The 16,457-nt window shown below is 65.5% G+C and carries 13 protein-coding genes; 8 read left to right on the plus strand and 5 right to left on the minus strand.

The annotated features are described in order from the left end of the window. Positions 1–684: 684 nt before the first annotated feature. On the minus strand, positions 685–3,399 hold the full coding sequence (locus AUL30_RS05090; RefSeq protein WP_062226757.1) for an Ig-like domain-containing protein: 2,715 nt from the start codon (positions 3,397–3,399) through the stop codon (positions 685–687). Between the two features lie 1,065 nt (positions 3,400–4,464). After that, positions 4,465–4,635, minus strand: a complete 171-nt coding sequence (locus AUL30_RS20255; protein ID WP_407638263.1) for an ArdC-like ssDNA-binding domain-containing protein — start codon at positions 4,633–4,635, stop codon at positions 4,465–4,467. 316 nt (positions 4,636–4,951) lie between these two features. On the opposite strand from AUL30_RS20255, the gene AUL30_RS19670 reads away from it, so the two are divergent. Then, positions 4,952–5,107: a hypothetical protein gene (locus AUL30_RS19670; protein WP_157069909.1), complete on the plus strand. Its 156-nt coding sequence runs from the start codon at positions 4,952–4,954 to the stop codon at positions 5,105–5,107. A 10-nt stretch (positions 5,108–5,117) separates the two neighbouring features. Here the strand turns inward: AUL30_RS19670 and AUL30_RS19210 are convergent, their stop codons facing one another. Continuing rightward, complete coding sequence (locus AUL30_RS19210; protein ID WP_192843011.1) at positions 5,118–5,567, minus strand: MarR family winged helix-turn-helix transcriptional regulator; 450 nt, start codon at positions 5,565–5,567, stop codon at positions 5,118–5,120. A 748-nt stretch (positions 5,568–6,315) separates the two neighbouring features. On the opposite strand from AUL30_RS19210, the gene AUL30_RS05100 reads away from it, so the two are divergent. Continuing rightward, the gene (locus AUL30_RS05100) at positions 6,316–6,525 is read left to right on the plus strand and encodes a cold-shock protein (RefSeq protein ID WP_062226759.1); all 210 of its coding nucleotides are present in this window, start codon (positions 6,316–6,318) and stop codon (positions 6,523–6,525) included. Between the two features lie 123 nt (positions 6,526–6,648). Here the strand turns inward: AUL30_RS05100 and iolG are convergent, their stop codons facing one another. Together iolG and AUL30_RS05110 are read right to left on the minus strand one after the other, a co-directional pair. After that, positions 6,649–7,650, minus strand: a complete 1,002-nt coding sequence (gene iolG, locus AUL30_RS05105) for an inositol 2-dehydrogenase (protein ID WP_062226760.1) — start codon at positions 7,648–7,650, stop codon at positions 6,649–6,651. Next, positions 7,647–8,783 carry a Gfo/Idh/MocA family protein gene (locus AUL30_RS05110; RefSeq protein ID WP_062226761.1) on the minus strand — a complete coding sequence of 379 codons (1,137 nt, stop codon included), beginning with the start codon at positions 8,781–8,783 and terminating at the stop codon, positions 7,647–7,649. Before AUL30_RS05110 ends, iolG begins: the two co-directional genes overlap by 4 nt. Positions 8,784–8,915: 132 nt before the next feature. On the opposite strand from AUL30_RS05110, the gene AUL30_RS05115 reads away from it, so the two are divergent. The 6 genes from AUL30_RS05115 to iolD all read left to right on the plus strand — a co-directional run bounded on the left by AUL30_RS05115 (position 8,916) and on the right by iolD (position 16,455). Continuing rightward, complete coding sequence (locus tag AUL30_RS05115) at positions 8,916–9,740, plus strand: MurR/RpiR family transcriptional regulator (protein WP_062226762.1); 825 nt, start codon at positions 8,916–8,918, stop codon at positions 9,738–9,740. Positions 9,741–9,828: 88 nt separating this feature from the next. Continuing rightward, a complete protein-coding gene (locus tag AUL30_RS05120) occupies positions 9,829–10,770 on the plus strand; it encodes a sugar ABC transporter substrate-binding protein (RefSeq protein ID WP_062226763.1) in 942 nt (313 codons plus the stop codon). 66 nt (positions 10,771–10,836) lie between these two features. Next, positions 10,837–11,943, plus strand: coding sequence for an ABC transporter permease (locus tag AUL30_RS05125; protein WP_062226764.1), 1,107 nt, complete (start codon positions 10,837–10,839; stop codon positions 11,941–11,943). Further along, the gene (locus AUL30_RS05130) at positions 11,943–12,716 is read left to right on the plus strand and encodes an ATP-binding cassette domain-containing protein (RefSeq protein WP_062226765.1); all 774 of its coding nucleotides are present in this window, start codon (positions 11,943–11,945) and stop codon (positions 12,714–12,716) included. The genes AUL30_RS05125 and AUL30_RS05130 overlap by 1 nt, the downstream gene beginning before the upstream one ends. Continuing rightward, a complete protein-coding gene (locus AUL30_RS05135; protein WP_062226766.1) occupies positions 12,713–14,626 on the plus strand; it encodes a bifunctional 5-dehydro-2-deoxygluconokinase/5-dehydro-2-deoxyphosphogluconate aldolase in 1,914 nt (637 codons plus the stop codon). The genes AUL30_RS05130 and AUL30_RS05135 overlap by 4 nt, the downstream gene beginning before the upstream one ends. Next, complete coding sequence (gene iolD, locus AUL30_RS05140) at positions 14,623–16,455, plus strand: 3D-(3,5/4)-trihydroxycyclohexane-1,2-dione acylhydrolase (decyclizing) (RefSeq protein WP_062226767.1); 1,833 nt, start codon at positions 14,623–14,625, stop codon at positions 16,453–16,455. The genes AUL30_RS05135 and iolD overlap by 4 nt, the downstream gene beginning before the upstream one ends. The last annotated feature ends 2 nt before the right edge of the window (positions 16,456–16,457 follow it).

The following is a 16,457-nucleotide window of genomic DNA, read 5'->3' on the forward strand; positions in this document are numbered from 1 at the left end:
GTGATTGTGGTAATTTCCACAGTCATTGGCATCCAACAGGTTTTGCAGCACAAGCTGCAGGAAGACGGATGCTCTGTTCCCGACATCATTCTACGAACGGACGCGCCGTCAATCTGACCATCATCGTCGTGACGATGAGCAGGCTTGCTTAGCATGATGAGGAAGTGCTGCAGGCCTTCAATGATGCCGGCGGTACGCCATGTCGGCCCGGACATCGCTCGCCGTGTTGGCCTGATCGGGGACGCTCGCCGGTTGCGCTCGGTGGTGGCCGGCTGCGCTGGTCATGATGATGCGTCGGATAAAGCCATGTTTACGGTCGATCGAGACATGCTCGTACCCAAATTCTGAAACGGCGCTTCCGGCCCTTCCCTTCGCGCCGTCCACCTTTGGCCCGTTTCAGCATCCCGCGGACATCGCGATCCTTCCGCGCGAGCCTCAATTACCCTGCCGGAGCGCGTGTCATAAGTTCTGTCCGCCATTGGCTGACGGGGGCCAGACGTGCTTCGGAACCGTCTTGGCGCATAGCGAAAAACGCCAGCCGTGGCCGATTGGCGAACCTCACGGCGCCCACTTCGCAATCAAAGCCGGCCGCGCGCAGGTCTCCCGACAACGATTCGGCTGCCAGGCAAGGCGCAGAGCGGGTTCGACGTTGCCCTACTCGCCGTGACCAGAATGCAAGCGGTCTTAGAACGGAATCGCCAGTCCCATACGCGCGCCGACGGCGGTCGTCCCCTCTTCTTGAACATCGAACGTCCCCAACGCGCTCAGGGTCCAAGCGTCGATCCCGGCGATCGAAAAGCCTGCTTCGACCGTTCCGAACAGACCGTTGTCATACGCGTTACTCCGGCTCGACGAGAAGACACCGACCCGACCGCCGACTTCCGGCGAAAGGCGCCATCCATTGTCCAGAACAATCCTGTAGCTCGCCCTCAGCCCGGCGCTGGCGCGCAGGTCGTCCTGCGTGAAGCCTTCGACGGCGACACGCGCCACGTCATTGCCCACGTCGAAATCATCGACCTTTTCGGTGAGATAGCTAAGCTTCACGCTCGGGCGGAATGTCAGTGGGCCGTAGCTGAGCAGTCCTTCCAGCTTCGTCGTTGCCATCAAACGGGTCGTGTCGAAGCTGCCCCCGAACGCGCCCAGATCGACGTCGTTCCAACTGCGGCCGTAGAGCAGGCTGGCATCGAGATAGAGGCTCGGTGCAAGCCGGATGGAGGCGTACGGGCCGGTGAGCATACCCGTCCCTTCAACATGCGTTCCGTTTCCGGGATCGGTCATCCGGTCCGAATGGACGGCCAGACCGAGAAGCATGTTGCTTGTCACGAGGTAATCGGCACCAGCGGACAGGAGGGAGAATGTTCCCCAGCCGTTGTTGTCGTTCGTCCCTCCGTTGTCCGGCCCGATCAACGTATCCGCACGGCCTGCCGAACCGCCCTGCTTATGCGCCAGGATCGTCCCTTCGAACCAGAAGTTGAACAACGGCATTGGCTGATCGCCTATGGCCGGGTCACCCACGCGACGCGCAGCGGCGAGTTGGGTCGTGCTGGTGGCCAAAGAAACGCCGACGCCGTTACCGCTCGGGGCGATCCTCAACGTGGCCCTTTCGCCTGAACGGTTGGCGAGATGGCGTTCGATCAGTCCCGGCTCCTTGACGTGATTGGCAAGAAGGCTTTGACGGGCACCCACGAAGTCGCGCACGACTCGGTTGGCCTCTCCGGCGACGGCCTGGCGATCGAGTGCCACCGTGTAGCTGACGACGCCTGTGTTCGAGATGCCGAGCGCGCTCGTCAGGGTGTAGTCGATGGTCGCCGATCCCGTGAACAGCGGGTTCGGGGTGAACTTCAGGTAGAAGCCCTTGGGCCTCACGTCATCGAGCGCGGCCACCTCGCCCTCGATGATCTGAGCCGTGCCGGCATCGGCGGGCGTGACACGCCCGATCTCCGCCATCACGAAGGGACCGCCCGTGGCGCCTTCATTGAGGTACACGTTGGGAGGGGCGTCCCCCGGTGCCAGCGTCACCGCTTTGTCGGTCACCGTCACGGCCCGCGGCTTGACCTTCAGTGTGTAGCTGGCCGAACTCGTCGCGCCACTGCTGTCCGTGACCGCGATGGTAAAGCTGTAGTCGCCCTCGGTGTTGGGCTTGAGCGGTCCGTTCAGCGCGCCGGTCGAGACGTTGAGGATCATGCCGTCCGGGAACGAGCCGGAGGCAACGCTGTAGATCTTCATTCCCGAGCCGCCGGCGGCCGAGATCGCCTGTTGGTACGGCTCGCCCGCCATGGCCGATGGAAGGGTGCCGGCCGGGGGCGTGAAGCCGAACACCGTATGCGTCGGCGCGACGGCGATGGTGTAGCTGGCCGATCCGGCGGTGCCGTTGGCGTCGGCGATGCTGACGTTGACGGTGTAGGAGCCGGCTGCCGTGGGCGTTCCGGAGAGGACGCCGCCGGTGGACAGGATGACGCCGGGCGGCAGGCCGGTGGCCGAGTAGGTGTAGGGGCTGGCACCGCCTGAGGTGGTGAGGGTCTGGCTGTAGGCAGTGCCGACGGTAGCGCCCGGCAGTGCGCCGGAGGCCGGCGAGGGGGTCAGGATGATGGCCGGGACGGTGATGGTCACAGTTGCCGGCGCAGACGTGCCCGATGTGTTGGCAGCGGTGTAGGTGAAGCTGTCGGAGCCAAAATAGCCTGGGGCGGGGGTGTAGGTGATCGAGGTGCCGGACGCCGTGGCCGTGCCGTGGCTGGGCTGGCTGGCGACGGCGACGGATGTCGCGGTGCCGCCGGTGATGCTGAGCGTGATGGGGTTGGCCGAGGAGTTGGCGGCGACCGTCGTGGAGACGGCGTTGGCCACGGGCGGCTGTGCGGCGACGGCGATGGTGTAGCTGGCCGATCCGGCGGTGCCGTTGGCGTCGGCGATGCTGACGGAGACGGTGTAGGAGCCGGCTGCCGTGGGCGTTCCGGAAAGGACGCCGCCGGTGGACAGGATGACGCCGGGCGGCAGGCCGGTGGCCGAGTAGGTGTAGGGGCTGGCACCGCCTGAGGTGGTGAGGGTCTGGCTGTAGGCAGTGCCGACGGTAGCGCCCGGCAGTGCGCCGGAGGCCGGCGAGGGGGTCAGGATGATGGCCGGGACGGTGATGGTCACAGTTGCCGGCGCAGACGTGCCCGATGTGTTGGCAGCGGTGTAGGTGAAGCTGTCGGAGCCAAAATAGCCTGGGGCGGGGGTGTAGGTGATCGAGGTGCCGGACGCCGTGGCCGTGCCGTGGCTGGGCTGGCTGGCGACGGCGACGGATGTCGCGGTGCCGCCCGACAGGGCAAGAGCGATTGCATTCGCGGTGCTGTTGGCAGCGACCGTGGTCGTTACCGATCCAGCCGTCGGTGCCTGGGCCTGGGCAGTACCTGCGCATGCCATTGTAATCGTAGCGCGACCCGTAGAGCCATATGCACCGTTAGCGTATACTGAATAATAGTCTGAGGTCGTTTGAACCGTATACTCTACGTTGGAAACGTTAATCTCAGCTCCGATCGATGAGGCCTGATTTATAAGGTAGTTCCCGGATAATTCTAAAATTAAACCTCCGGTAAAATTTGGATCTGACGTCAAAGTTCCAGATGTCTGAACGCTATAGATAATTTTCTGACCGGCCACAAACCGAAGATTGTTGACTGCGTAGTAGTCAGTGCTTCCGTCAACGAATGTTCTGTTGTTTAAGTTGGCTGCGATGGCCGTGCAGCCATCCGCTGCCGCAAAGGCGGCAGATGGAAAGAATAAGCACAGCGCAAGCATAAGCAGCGCAGCTCCACGATCGGACACCTTGATGCGAAGCGTCGCACGCGTATCGCGGAACTTTAACAATTTCTTCTCCGTCGAGCCATTTTATCAAGAAGTGGCAATTAGAGGGCGATAGTTTTGCCGATTGAGCCTTAGATCCGAGGTTTTCGAGGACGGTTACGTGAATATCCGTGATACGTATTCTTATCGCCATCTTCCGTTGGGGGTACTCAGCCACAAGCTCCGCTCAAGTTCGTTACCCATCGTTCCGACCTTCCCGACATCGATATGAACCCGCCGATCTCGGTGTGGCGTAAACTCAATATCGATGTAGCCAGCGAGAGGCTTTCCAGTGAAAAACCTTTATCATGCAAATGATATAAGTAGGTGATCATAATGCAACAGGCTCATGTCGAGTGACGTCGCCGGGAGCTGGTGGCAAACCGCAGCGCGGATATCCCCATCGGTACGATGTTCAATAGAGCCGCGGAAAACGGGAACGGCAGCCTTTATCGCAGTGCTCGGAGCCCGACATCGAAAGATGATACCGCTCCGATGTGATGGGCCCTTCTGCGGAAGAAGCGCCTGAGATATCGTCGCTGCCTGGTTCCCTGATCCTGATGATCGCCGGGCGACATTGAAGGCCGTATGGGGCTTGAGGAATGACGCGACGGAGGCGTCACGCTCCCTTCTGGCCACGCGAGCCTATCCGACCTTTGGTCTGAAGGTGCCAGCGCAAGCGACCTGCGTCATCTTCTGCCCGTTGCCGGCATGGCCGCCAGCATCACGTGCTTGTTTGAGCGTCAGCCAACGTTGGGTCTGGGGCCCGTTCTCGATCCGCGGACCCAGAGAAGCAGGGCGTTGACGCGAAACCAGGCGTTGCCCGTGGTGGCGATGGCTTGGAACGAGAAACCAGGCCTGCCGATGCCTGAATCACACGGCCTTGTTCAGGACGGGACGCCACCCGTGCTGGGCTGAGAGGATGCCAATGGGCGCTCACGCAAGCGCAGCGTCGGCCCTTGGATCCTGCCGGTGTTCAGAGTCCCGGCCCGCTTGGGCGCCCTGCGCGGGGCGACCTTGAGCGTTGCGGCTAAAGGGCTGAGCGGCGCAGTGAGCGCGCGGCCATCGGCATCTATCAGGGCGATTGCGAAGCTGGCTTTTGGCAACGCTTTCAGCGATGGACATGCAAGCGGTGACCGAACACCTGTCCATGCCGAGCCACGTTCGTGTCTTCGGCCCGGTTCGGCTGGCCGCGGCCGCGGCGGCACGCAGGCGGCGTGCCGCAGTCCTCGACGTGCTTCTGTCGGGAGGCGAGGCACGCGCGCCCATGGCACAGGCGGCGGAATGAGCCGGGTTCGCTAACGCCGGTCGCTGTCAGCCAGGCGTGACAATATGGTGTGGAGGTTGCGCCGCTCGGTCTGGCTGAGCCGTCCAAAGAACTGCTCCTCGCCTTCCGCCACGGCAACCTCGATGCCAGGCATGGAGTCGAGCCCCTTGGGGCTTACCGACAGCCAATGCGCCCGCCGGTCGTTCGTATCCGCCGTCCGGTCGATCAGCCCACGCTCCACCATCCGGTCCACCAGGCGCGAAACGCCGCCTCGGCTCATGTTCAGGCGCTCGGCCAAGGTGCTCGGCATCATGCGCCCGGCATCGACCAATTCGCACAGGACGAGCCACTCGCCCGGCGCGATCGCATGCGGCAGAAGTTTGCGCCCCAGCACGCGCATGAGGCGGTCGCTGGCGCGGGCGAAGGACCGCCCGGCTGTTTCGGGGTTCTGGGACCCTTTGCTAGCCACTTGTCTGATCACATCAATGGTTCCCTGGGCATGTTCGCCCTCTGCATACCCGTCAGTATAAAAATGCCTTCTTGGAGGCCAAAACCCCAAGTTCCCTAAAAGGTGGTAACCCCATCCTAACAAGGCGAGGTACCGGTTGCCTCCGCACTCTTCCGATGGGTCGGAGCTTGCACTCCGCCACTCTCCAAGGTGGAGGACGGCAACCATTCCGCCCAGCGTGCCGGTACGCCCCTCGGTTCAATTCCGGTCAAGCGGAACGGCACACTGTCTCGGTTGGCCGGGACCGCCGGCCGCGCCGCCTCGGACAAATCGACGCAGCCGACCGTCAACCTATCATGTCGTTTCGAGCCTTGCGACAAGGATGATTGCCCTCCGAACGCATAGTTAGGCACCCAACAAACGGCAGCAAGGGCAATCATCGTACGGCTTATGGCGATGGCGATCGCCGTGCAACCACTGGTGCTTCGGCCAGCGCTGGCGGCGATGGCCCCTGAATCCTGTCGGTGACTGCGCTGAAACATGGGCCTGACATCCCCTCTTGCCGATCGCGGGCGCGCAGCCTGGGCTGTAGCACGCATTCCGGTCCGGTGTCCGCCTGCATCAACACCGCCTGCGCCCGGGCGGCGGCGTTGCTGCAACACCCCATCCATTTTGGCGTGGGGTGATTCGCATTTGCGCCAAGCACGTGTTTGTGCTTGCTTGCCTGACATGTCATTATACCGGCACCGCAACTCCGCGGACCTTGCCCAAAAGGATACCCATGGCTACTGGTACTGTTAAATTCTTCAATGCCGACAAGGGGTTCGGCTTCATCACGCCGGATAATGGCGGACCGGACAACTTCGTCCACATCTCGGCATTGCAGAATTCCGGGATCGCATCCCTGAAGGACGGCCAGAAGGTGTCCTACGACCTTGAAGCCGACCGGCGCGGCAAGGGCGACAAAGCGGTGAACATCAAGGTCCTCTAAGGGCTGGCGCGGTTTTGCACCGAATGAAGGGCGGCCCTAGGCCGCCCTTTTTGCTGCCCGGCCCGCCGGATGGGGCGGAGGGCAATCAGCATGGCCGTTACCGGCCTATACTGTGTCAACCCCTCAGACGATCTCAGCCGTTGCGACGCGCCGCCCCTCCTGTACGGAGCGCAGGGCGGCCTCAGCCAGAACCAGCGCCTGCAGCCCGTCCTGGCCGGTCGGGGACAGGGGCGTGCCTTGCGTGAGGCCCGCGATGAAGGTCGCGATTTCCGCGGCGTAGGCTTCGACGTAGCGGGTCATGAAGAAGTCATGCAGCGGGGGCCGGGTGAAGCCGGAAGCGCCGGCGATCTCGATCGATACGGGGCGCTGGTTCTCCACCGCGATCATCCCCGTTTCGCCCAGCACCTCGACACGCTGATCGTAGCCATAGGCCGCGCGCCGTGAGTTGGAGATGAGGCACTGGCGCCCGCTCGCCGTTTCCAGGATCAGGCTCGCACTGTCGAAATCGCCCAAGGTGCCGATGGCCGGATCGACCAGCGCGGCGCCCGTCGCGCTGACGAAGGCGATCTCCTCGCCCAGGAGAAAGCGGGCCATGTCGAGATCGTGGATCGTCATGTCCTTGAAGATGCCGCCCGACGACCGGATGTACTCTGCCGGCGGAGGGCCCGGATCGCGGGAGGTGATGGTGATCATCTCGATCCTGCCCACCGCACCCTCGTCGATCGCCGCCTTGAGCGCCCGGAAATGTGGATCGAAGCGGCGGTTGAAGCCGACCATCAGCCGGCCGCCTTCTGCGGCGACCACATCCAGGCACTGCCGCACCCGCGCCACCGAAAGATCGACGGGCTTTTCGCAGAAGATGGCCTTGCCGGCGCGCACGCCCCGCTCGATCAAGTCGGCATGCGTGTCGGTCGGCGTGCAGATGGCGATTGCGTCGATATCGTCGGAAGCCAGGATGGCATCGATCGAGCGGCGCTCGGCACCCCAGGCCGTGGCCAGCGCGACGGCGCTCGCCTCGACCGGATCGAAAACGGCCACCAGGCGCGCGCCCTCACTGGCGCCGATGGCGCGTGCATGCACCTTGCCGATACGTCCTGCGCCCAGGACGGCGAAGCGAATGGTCATGGATGTCTGTCCTCCTGCGGGTTCATCGCGATGCGCCGGTCCTCCCGGGCGGATCGCGCGATGGCGTGAATGACGCGCTCGATGGCGAGCGCTTCGGCAAAGTCCGGTCCGCGCCGGGGCCCGCCGGACAGTTCGGCCAGGAAGGCCGCCGCCTCGATGGTCTTCAGGTCGTTCATGCCGAGCTGGTGGCCGCTGGCGGGGATGAAATCGCCATAGGGTGGATGGGACGGGCCTGTCAGTATGGTGGTAAAGCCGGCCGTCGCTTCGCTTCCCTGACGGTAGAGTTGCAATTCGTTCAACCGCTCCTGGTCGAAGACGATCGTGCCCCGTGTTCCGTGCAGTTCGAAGCCGAGCCTGTTCTTGCGCCCATGGGCACAGCGCGAAATGGCAAGCGTTCCCTTGACCCCGCTTTCAAAACGCACGAGCGCCCCCGCCACGTCCTCGTTCTCGACGGCGCCGCGGCCGTCCCCGTCAGGCATGGGGCGTGTCGGGTAGAGCGTCGCCATATCCGCCACGAGGCTGTCGATCGGACCGGCAAGGCGCGTCACCATGCTGATCAGATGGCAGCCGATATCGCCCAGCGCGCCGAGCCCCGCCTCGTCCGCGCGCGCCCGCCATGTCCAGGGCAGGTCGGCATCGGCCTGGTAATCCTCGTCCACCCATCCGCGCAGGTGCAGGAGCGCGCCGATGGCGCCCTCGTCCACCAGGCGGCGTGCGTGATCGAAGGCCGGATTGTGCAGGTAGTTGTAGCCGACCATGGTGCGCAGGCCCGTTTCCCGGGCCACGGCCGCCATGTTTTCGGCGTCCGCCAGCGTCACGGCCAGGGGCTTTTCGCAATGGACATGCTTGCCGGCCCGGAGCGCGGCGACGGCCATGTCGTGGTGGTAGCGGTTGGGCGTCGTGATGCAGACGATGTCCACGGCCGGGTCGTTCACCACCTCGCGCCAGTCGGCGGTGGCGCGGGCGAAGCCGAATTGCGATGCCATGGCGCTTGCCTTGTCGGCCGGCACGTCGCACAGGACATCGAGCCGCGCCGCCGGGCCGCCCAACACCGCACGTGCGTTGCGATAGGCGAGGGCGTGGCTCTTGCCCATGAATCCGGTGCCGATCAGCCCGATCCCGAAGGTCCGCATGCCCTGTCCTCCCACTCCCTCGCACCGGTTGATGGCGCGCGCCCCGCGATCGTACGTAACTTGCCGCGATGGAATTTTTGTTCCAAATACGTCATGCCGCCTGTCTGCGGTGGCTGTCAATAAGGTCGCTCGATGAACGCGCTGCCCCCGCCGCAAACCATGGATGATTTTCGCGAGCGGCTCCTGGCCATCGCCGACACGCTGCCGCGGCGCCTGCGGCAATGCGCCGACCTGGTCGCACGGGCGCCGGAGCGTATCGCCGTCTCCACCGTTGCGGAGCTTGCGGCCGCCGCGGACGTCCCGCCCTCTGCCTTCGTGCGCTTCTGCCAGCTCTTCGGCTTCTCCGGTTTTTCGGAAATGCAGAAACTGTTCCGCGAGGCGCATGCCCCGCGCTGGCCCGATTATGCCACGCGGCTCGAGTCCCTGCGCCGGCAGGGGCATGACAGCCCGTCCGCGCTCCTGGCCGAATTCGTCGAAGCGGGGCGCCACTCGCTGGCCGATCTCGCCAATGCACTCGACAATGCGGCTCTGGACGAGGCGGTGGAGGTTCTGGCACAGGCCCGGACCATTCATCTGGTCGGCTTCCGGCGCGTCTTTCCGGTCGTCAGCTACATGGCCTATGCGCTGGAGAAGATGGAGATCCCGGCCGTCCTGCACGGCGCGGTCGGCCATTTCGACACCCGCCACGCCATGCTGGAGGGCGATGCCTTGGTGGCGGTGACATTTGCGCCCTACACGCCGGCCACCGTCGATCTGGCCGCCTATGCGGCGGAGCGCGGACTGCCGGTCGTTGCCATCACCGATACGATGACCAGCCCGCTCTGGCGGGTAAAAGCCACACGCTTGTCGGTGGCGGAAGTCGATGTCGGCGCCTTCCGTGCGCTCGCCGCGACCTTGTCCCTGGCCACGGCCCTGGTGGTGGCCACGGGAGCCCGGCGCGGCAGATTGGAACAATAGGGTTGCAATCCTTCCAAAATGGATGGAATATTCCATCCATCGAGGTGCCGGAGGACAAGGCGCCCGTGTTCTCTTGGGAGGAGACATCATGATCCGCAACTTCACGCGTGCGCTCGCCGTGGCCACCGCGCTCGGCGCCCTGGCCGCCCCGGCCCTCGCGGCCGACGAAGAGTTCGTTCTCATCAGCCACGCGCCCGATTCGGACAGCTGGTGGAACACCATTAAGAACGCCATCAACCTGGCGGGCGAAGAGATGAAAGTCCGCGTGGACTACCGCAACCCGCCCACGGGCGATCTGGCGGATATGGCGCGCATCGTCGAGCAGGCGACGGCGGCCGGCCCCGACGGAATCATCGTCACCATCGCCGATGCCAATGTCCTGTCCGGGCCGATCAAGGCCGCGGTGGACCAGGGCATCCCGGTCATCACGATCAATTCGGGCACGGCCGAGCAATCGCGAGAGATGGGCGCGCTCATGCATGTCGGCCAGCCGGAATACGATGCCGGCAAGGCGGCGGGCGAGCGGGCCAAGGCCGAAGGCGCGACAAGCTTCCTTTGCGTCAATCACTACATCACCAATCCTGCCTCGGTGGAGCGCTGCCAGGGCTTTGCCGATGCCCTGGGCGTGCCGCTCGGCAACCAGATGGTCGATGCCGGCCAGGACCCGTCCGAGATCCAGAACAAGGTCGCAGCCTATCTGACCGCCAATCCCGATACGTCGGCCATCCTGACGCTGGGTCCGACCTCGGCCCACCCGACCATCCGCGCCGTCAAGGATGCGGGGCTGGAGAACGACATCGTCTTCGGGACCTTCGACCTGTCGGCCGAGATCGCCGCCGCGATCAAGGACGGAACGATCGATTTTGCGATCGACCAGCAGCCCTTCCTGCAGGGCTACCTGCCCGTGGTCTTTCTGACCAACTACGTCCGCTACGGCGTCATCCCGGCCAACGACGTCAATTCCGGGCCGGGCTTCATCACCAAGGACAATATCGCCCAGGTCGAGGCGCTGGCCGGCCAGTACCGCTGACCATCGCGTCCGGGCGGCCACGCCGCCCGGACCGTTTCGAACCCGTTCGTCCGAAAGGTTAAGGCCATGACGGCACATGCCGATGAACGCGTGAAGACGATGTCGGGACTGCGCCGGGCGATGATCCGTCCGGAACTGGGCGCTATCTGCGGCGCCATCCTCGTCTTCTCGTTCTTTTTCCTGATCGCCCGGGATTCGGGCATGTTCGCCGCACAGGGCATCATGAACTGGACGGTCGTCTCCGCGCAGTTCGCCATCATCGCGGTGGGCGCCTGCCTCCTGATGATCGCCGGGGAGTTCGACCTGTCGGTCGGCTCGATGATCGGCTTTGCGGGCATCGTCATTGCCATCCTGTCGGTGCAATGGGGGCTGCCGGTCTGGTTCGCCATCCTGTGCGCCTTCCTGGTGGCGCTCGCCATCGGGGCCCTCAACGGCTGGCTGGTGATCCGCACGGGCCTGCCGAGCTTCATCGTCACGCTTGCCTTCCTGTACATCCTGCGCGGGCTGACCATCTGGCTCGCCATCCTGACGACACGCCAGACCATCATCGGCGGCGTGGCCGAGCGTGCGCAGGGCGACTGGCTCGCAAGCCTGTTCGGCGGCAAGATCCTGACCGGTCTCTTCACCTGGCTGGCCGAGCACGGCGTCATCGCCGTCTTCGGGCGGGGCACGCGTGCCGGGCAGCCGGTGGTGGACGGCATTCCCATGGTCGTGGTCTGGGCGCTCATCCTCATCGTCTTCGCCCATGTTCTGCTGACGCGCACCCGCTTCGGCAACTGGATCTTCGCGGCGGGCGGCGATGCGCAGGCTGCGCGCTATGTCGGCGTGCCGGTGGACCGCGTGAAGATCCTGATGTTCATGTTCACCGCCTTCTGCGCCACCGTCTTCGCGACCTGCCAGGTCATGGAGTTCGGTTCCGCCGCGGCCGATCGCGGGCTCCTGAAGGAGTTCGAGGCCATCATCTGCGTCGTCATCGGCGGGGCGCTCCTGACAGGTGGCTACGGTTCCGTCATCGGCGCGGCGCTGGGCGCCCTGATCTTCGGCGTGGTCCAGCAGGGCCTGTTCTTCGCCCAGGCGGAAAGTTCGCTGTTCCGGGTCTTCCTCGGATCCATTTTGATCATGGCGGTCATCATGAATACGTGGATCCGCCGCACCATCACGGGAGAGCGGTGATGCCCCTGATCGAGATGCGCGGCATCGAAAAGCACTTCGGACCCGTCATCGCGCTGAGCGGCGTGTCCTTCGACGTGAACGAAGGCGAGTGCCACTGCCTGCTCGGCGACAACGGCGCCGGCAAATCGACCTTTATCAAGACCATGTCGGGCGTCCATCGGCCGAGCGGGGGCACGATGCTGGTCGAGGGCCGGGACGTCGTCTTCGAAAGCCCGCGCGATGCAATGGATGCGGGGATCGCCACCGTCTACCAGGATCTGGCGATGATTCCGCTGATGTCGGTCACGCGCAATTTCTGGATGGGTCGCGAGCCGGTCCGGCGTTTCGGCCCGTTGCGGCTGATCGACTTTGAGACCGCCAACCGCGTGACGATGGAGGAGATGCGCCGCATGGGCATCCAGCTTCGCATGGCCGACCAGGCCGTCGGCACGCTGTCGGGCGGCGAGCGGCAGACCGTCGCCATCGCCCGGGCCGCCTATTTCGGCGCCAAGGTTCTGATCCTCGACGAGCCCACATCGGCGCTCGGCGTGCGCCAGACGGCCAATGTCCTGTCCACCATCGACAGGGTTCGCAAGCAGGGTATCGGTGTCGTCTTCATCACCCATAATGTGCGCCATGCCATGGCGGTCGGCGACAGGTTCACCGTTCTCAACCGGGGCAAGACGCTTGGCACCGCACGCCGGGGCGAGGTTCAACCGGAGGAATTGCAGGATATGATGGCCGGCGGGCAGGAAATGGCGGCGTTGGAAGCGTCGCTCGGAGGCACGGTATGAACCTCGATGTGATCACCATCGGCCGATCGTCGGTGGACCTCTACGGCGCGCAGGTGGGCGGCCGGCTCGAGGACATGCGATCCTTTCGCAAATATATCGGCGGCTCGCCCACCAACATGGCCTGCGGCACCGCGCGTCTGGGCTTGCGGTCGGCGGTCATCACCCGGGTGGGCGACGAGCATATGGGCCGTTTCATCCGCGAGACGCTCGCCGCGCAGGGGGTCGATACGCGCGGCGTCGTCACCGATTCCGAACGCCTGACCGCGCTCGTCATCCTGGGCATCCGCGACGAGGACTCCTTTCCCCTCATCTTCTACCGCGAAAACTGCGCCGACATGGCCCTGACAGAGGCCGACATAGACCCCGATTTCATCGCGCAGGCGCGTGCGACGGTGGCCACGGGCACGCATCTGTCGCACCCCCGCACCGAGGCCGCCGTCTTGAAATCCGTGCGCATCGCCCGGCAATGCGGGGCCCGCACGGCGCTCGATATCGATTACCGCCCCAATCTCTGGGGCCTTGCAGGACACGATGCCGGAGAGAGCCGCTACATCGAGTCCGACGCGGTGACGCGCCGCCTGATGGCCCATCTGCCGCTCTTCGACCTCATCGTCGGGACTGAAGAGGAGTTCCACATCGCCGGCGGCACCACCGATACGCTTGCCGCCCTGCGGGCCGTGCGCGCGGTGACGCCCGCGACGCTCGTCTGCAAGCGCGGGCCGATGGGGGCCGTCGCCTTTGACGGCGACATTCCCGACCGGCTGGAACTCGGACAAAGCGGGCCGGGCTTCCCGATCGAAGTGTTCAACGTGCTCGGCGCGGGCGATGGCTTCATGTCGGGGCTCCTCTATGGTTGGCTCGGCGGCGCCGACTGGCCCCGGACGCTGGAATACGCCAATGCCTGCGGGGCGCTGGCGGTCTCTCGCCATGGCTGCGCGCCGGCCTATCCGTCCCGGGCCGAACTCGACTTCTTCCTGGAGCGCGGGGTGGTGACGCCGGCGCTGCGGCACGATCGACCGCTGGAACAGATCCACTGGTCCACCAACCGGCGCGGCGACTGGCCCCAACTGCGCGTCTTCGCCTTCGACCACCGCTCCCAGCTCGAAGCCGTCGCGGGGGCCGCGCCGGACTCGATCGCGCGGTTCAAACAGGTCTGCCTGACGGCGGCACGCCAGGTGGCCGATGCCGGGGGCGATGCAGGCTACGGCATATTGTGCGACGACAGGCTTGGCCGCCAGGCCCTGCACGCCGCCGCCGGCACGGGCCTGTGGATCGGCCGGCCGGTCGAACTGCCGGGCTCCCGCCCGCTGGAACTGGAAGAGCTCGGGCTGGACTGGGGCAGCGCGCTCGATGCCTGGCCGCGCGAGCATGTGGTCAAGGTGCTGTGCTATTGCCATCCCGATGACCCGGCGGATCTGTGGCACACGCAACTGGCCACGCTGAAGCGGCTGGCGCAGGCGGCGCGCGCCAACGATCTGGAGTTCCTCCTGGAGGTCATCCCCTCACGCGTCGGCCCTGTCGATGCGGCCACCACGGCCGACATCATCGAGCGGGTCTATGCCGAGGAGATCTTCCCCGACTGGTGGAAGCTCGAGCCGATGCGTGAGCCGGAGGCCTGGCGCCGCGCCGTCGATGCGATCGAACGCAACGATCCGCACACGCGGGGCATCGTCGTCCTGGGACTGGAAGCGCCGGAGGACGATCTTGCCCGTTGCTTTTCGGTGGCGGCCGGCTTCCCGCTGGTCAAGGGCTTTGCGGTGGGGCGCAGCATCTTCGGCGCGGTCGCGGCAGACTGGTTTGCGGGGCGCATCGACGATGCTGCCGCCGCGGCCGACATGGCCGCCCGCTACAAGCGCCTGTGCGACATATGGGACGCGGCCCGGGCCGCAGGGACGGGGACGCAACCATGAAGACGATCCGGCTCACGGCGGCGCAGGCCATGGTGCGCTATTGCGCGGCGCAGTTGAATGAGGACGGGGAGCCGTTCCTCTCCGGTGCCTGGGCGATCTTCGGCCACGGCAACGTGGCCGGTTTGGGTGAGGCTCTCTATGGGGCGGGGGACAGCTTCCCCACCTGGCGCGGCCATAGCGAGCAGGGCATGGCCCACGCCGCCATCGCCTATGCCAAGACGCTGGGCCGCCGCCGCGCCATGATGGTGACGAGCTCCATCGGCCCGGGGGCGCTCAACATGGTCACGGCGGCGGCGCTGGCCCATGTGAACCGGCTGCCCGTCCTGTTCGTGCCGGGCGACGTCTTTTCCGACCGCGCGCCCGACCCCGTGCTGCAGCAGGTGGAGGATATGGGCGACGGCACCGTATCGGCCAATGACTGCTTCCGGCCGGTGAGCCGCTACTACGATCGGATCTCCCGCCCGGAACACCTTCTGACGGCCCTGCCGCGCGCCTTCCGCACCATGACGGACCCGGCCGATTGCGGTCCCGTCACCCTGGCCTTCTGCCAGGACACGCAGGCGGATGCCTATGACTACCCCGAAAGCTTCTTTGCCCCGCGCATCTGGCGCCAGCGCCGCCCCGAGCCCGATCCGGTCGAATTAGAGGCGGCCGTCGCTGCCATTGCCGCATCGCGCCGCCCGCTCATCGTGGCCGGCGGCGGCGTCCTGTATTCGGGCGCCATGGATGCGCTTGCGCGACTTGCCGAAGGGTGCGGCATCCCGGTCGCGGAGACGCAGGCCGGCAAATCGTCGCTGCCGCATGATCATGCCTGCAACCTCGGCTCCATCGGCGTGACCGGAAGTTCGGCCGCCAATGCCGCCGCGGAACAGGCCGATCTCGTTATTGCCGTGGGCACGCGGCTCGCCGATTTCACGACCGGGTCCTGGGCGCTGTTCCGCAACCCGGAGCGGCGGCTCCTGTCGATCAATATAGGCGCCTACGACGCAGGCAAGCACGATGCCATGACCCTGGTGGCCGATGCCAGAAGCGCCCTGACGCATCTTGCCGATGCCCTGTCGGGTTGGCAGGCGCCCGCTCTGGACGCAGGCCTCATGCCGGAATGGAACGCGGCGGTCGATGCGGCGACGGCCGTTCCCGCACCGGCCGCCAATCACCTGCCCTCCGATGCGCAGGTGATCGGCGCCGTGCAACGCGGGGTGGGCGAGGATGCGATCCTCGTCTGCGCGGCGGGCGGCCTGCCGGGGGAGCTGCACAAATTGTGGCGCACAAGCCAGCCCTTCGGCTACCATCTCGAATACGGCTTTTCCTGCATGGGCTACGAGATTGCCGGTGGGCTGGGCGTCGCCATGGCCCGTCCGGACCGCGAGGTCGTCGTCATGGTCGGCGATGGCAGCTACATGATGATGAACAGCGAACTCGCCACCGCCGTCATGCTCGGCCACAGGCTGACGGTCGTCCTTCTGGACAATCGCGGCTATGGCTGCATCAACCGCCTGCAGATGGCCTGTGGCGGCGAAAGCTTCAACAACCTTCTGGATACGGCCCGCCACGTCGTGCCATCGGCCATCGACTTTGCCGCCCATGCGGCCGCCATGGGCGCGCATGCGCAGAAGGTGGCTGACATTGCCGGGCTGGAAGCGGCTCTGCGGGAGGCCCGCTCACGGCGGTCCGTCAGCGTCATCGTGATCGATACCGATCCGATGCCCACCACCAAGGCGGGCGGCGCCTGGTGGGACGTGGCCGTGCCGCAAGTTTCGGAACGCTCTGCCGTGACGGCCGCGCGCGCCGCCTATGAAGCCGACAGACGCAACCAGCGCCCGGATTGAGG

The sequence above is a fragment of the Aureimonas frigidaquae genome (genome assembly GCF_001463905.1).
Classification (GTDB): Bacteria; Pseudomonadota; Alphaproteobacteria; order Rhizobiales; family Rhizobiaceae; genus Aureimonas; species Aureimonas frigidaquae.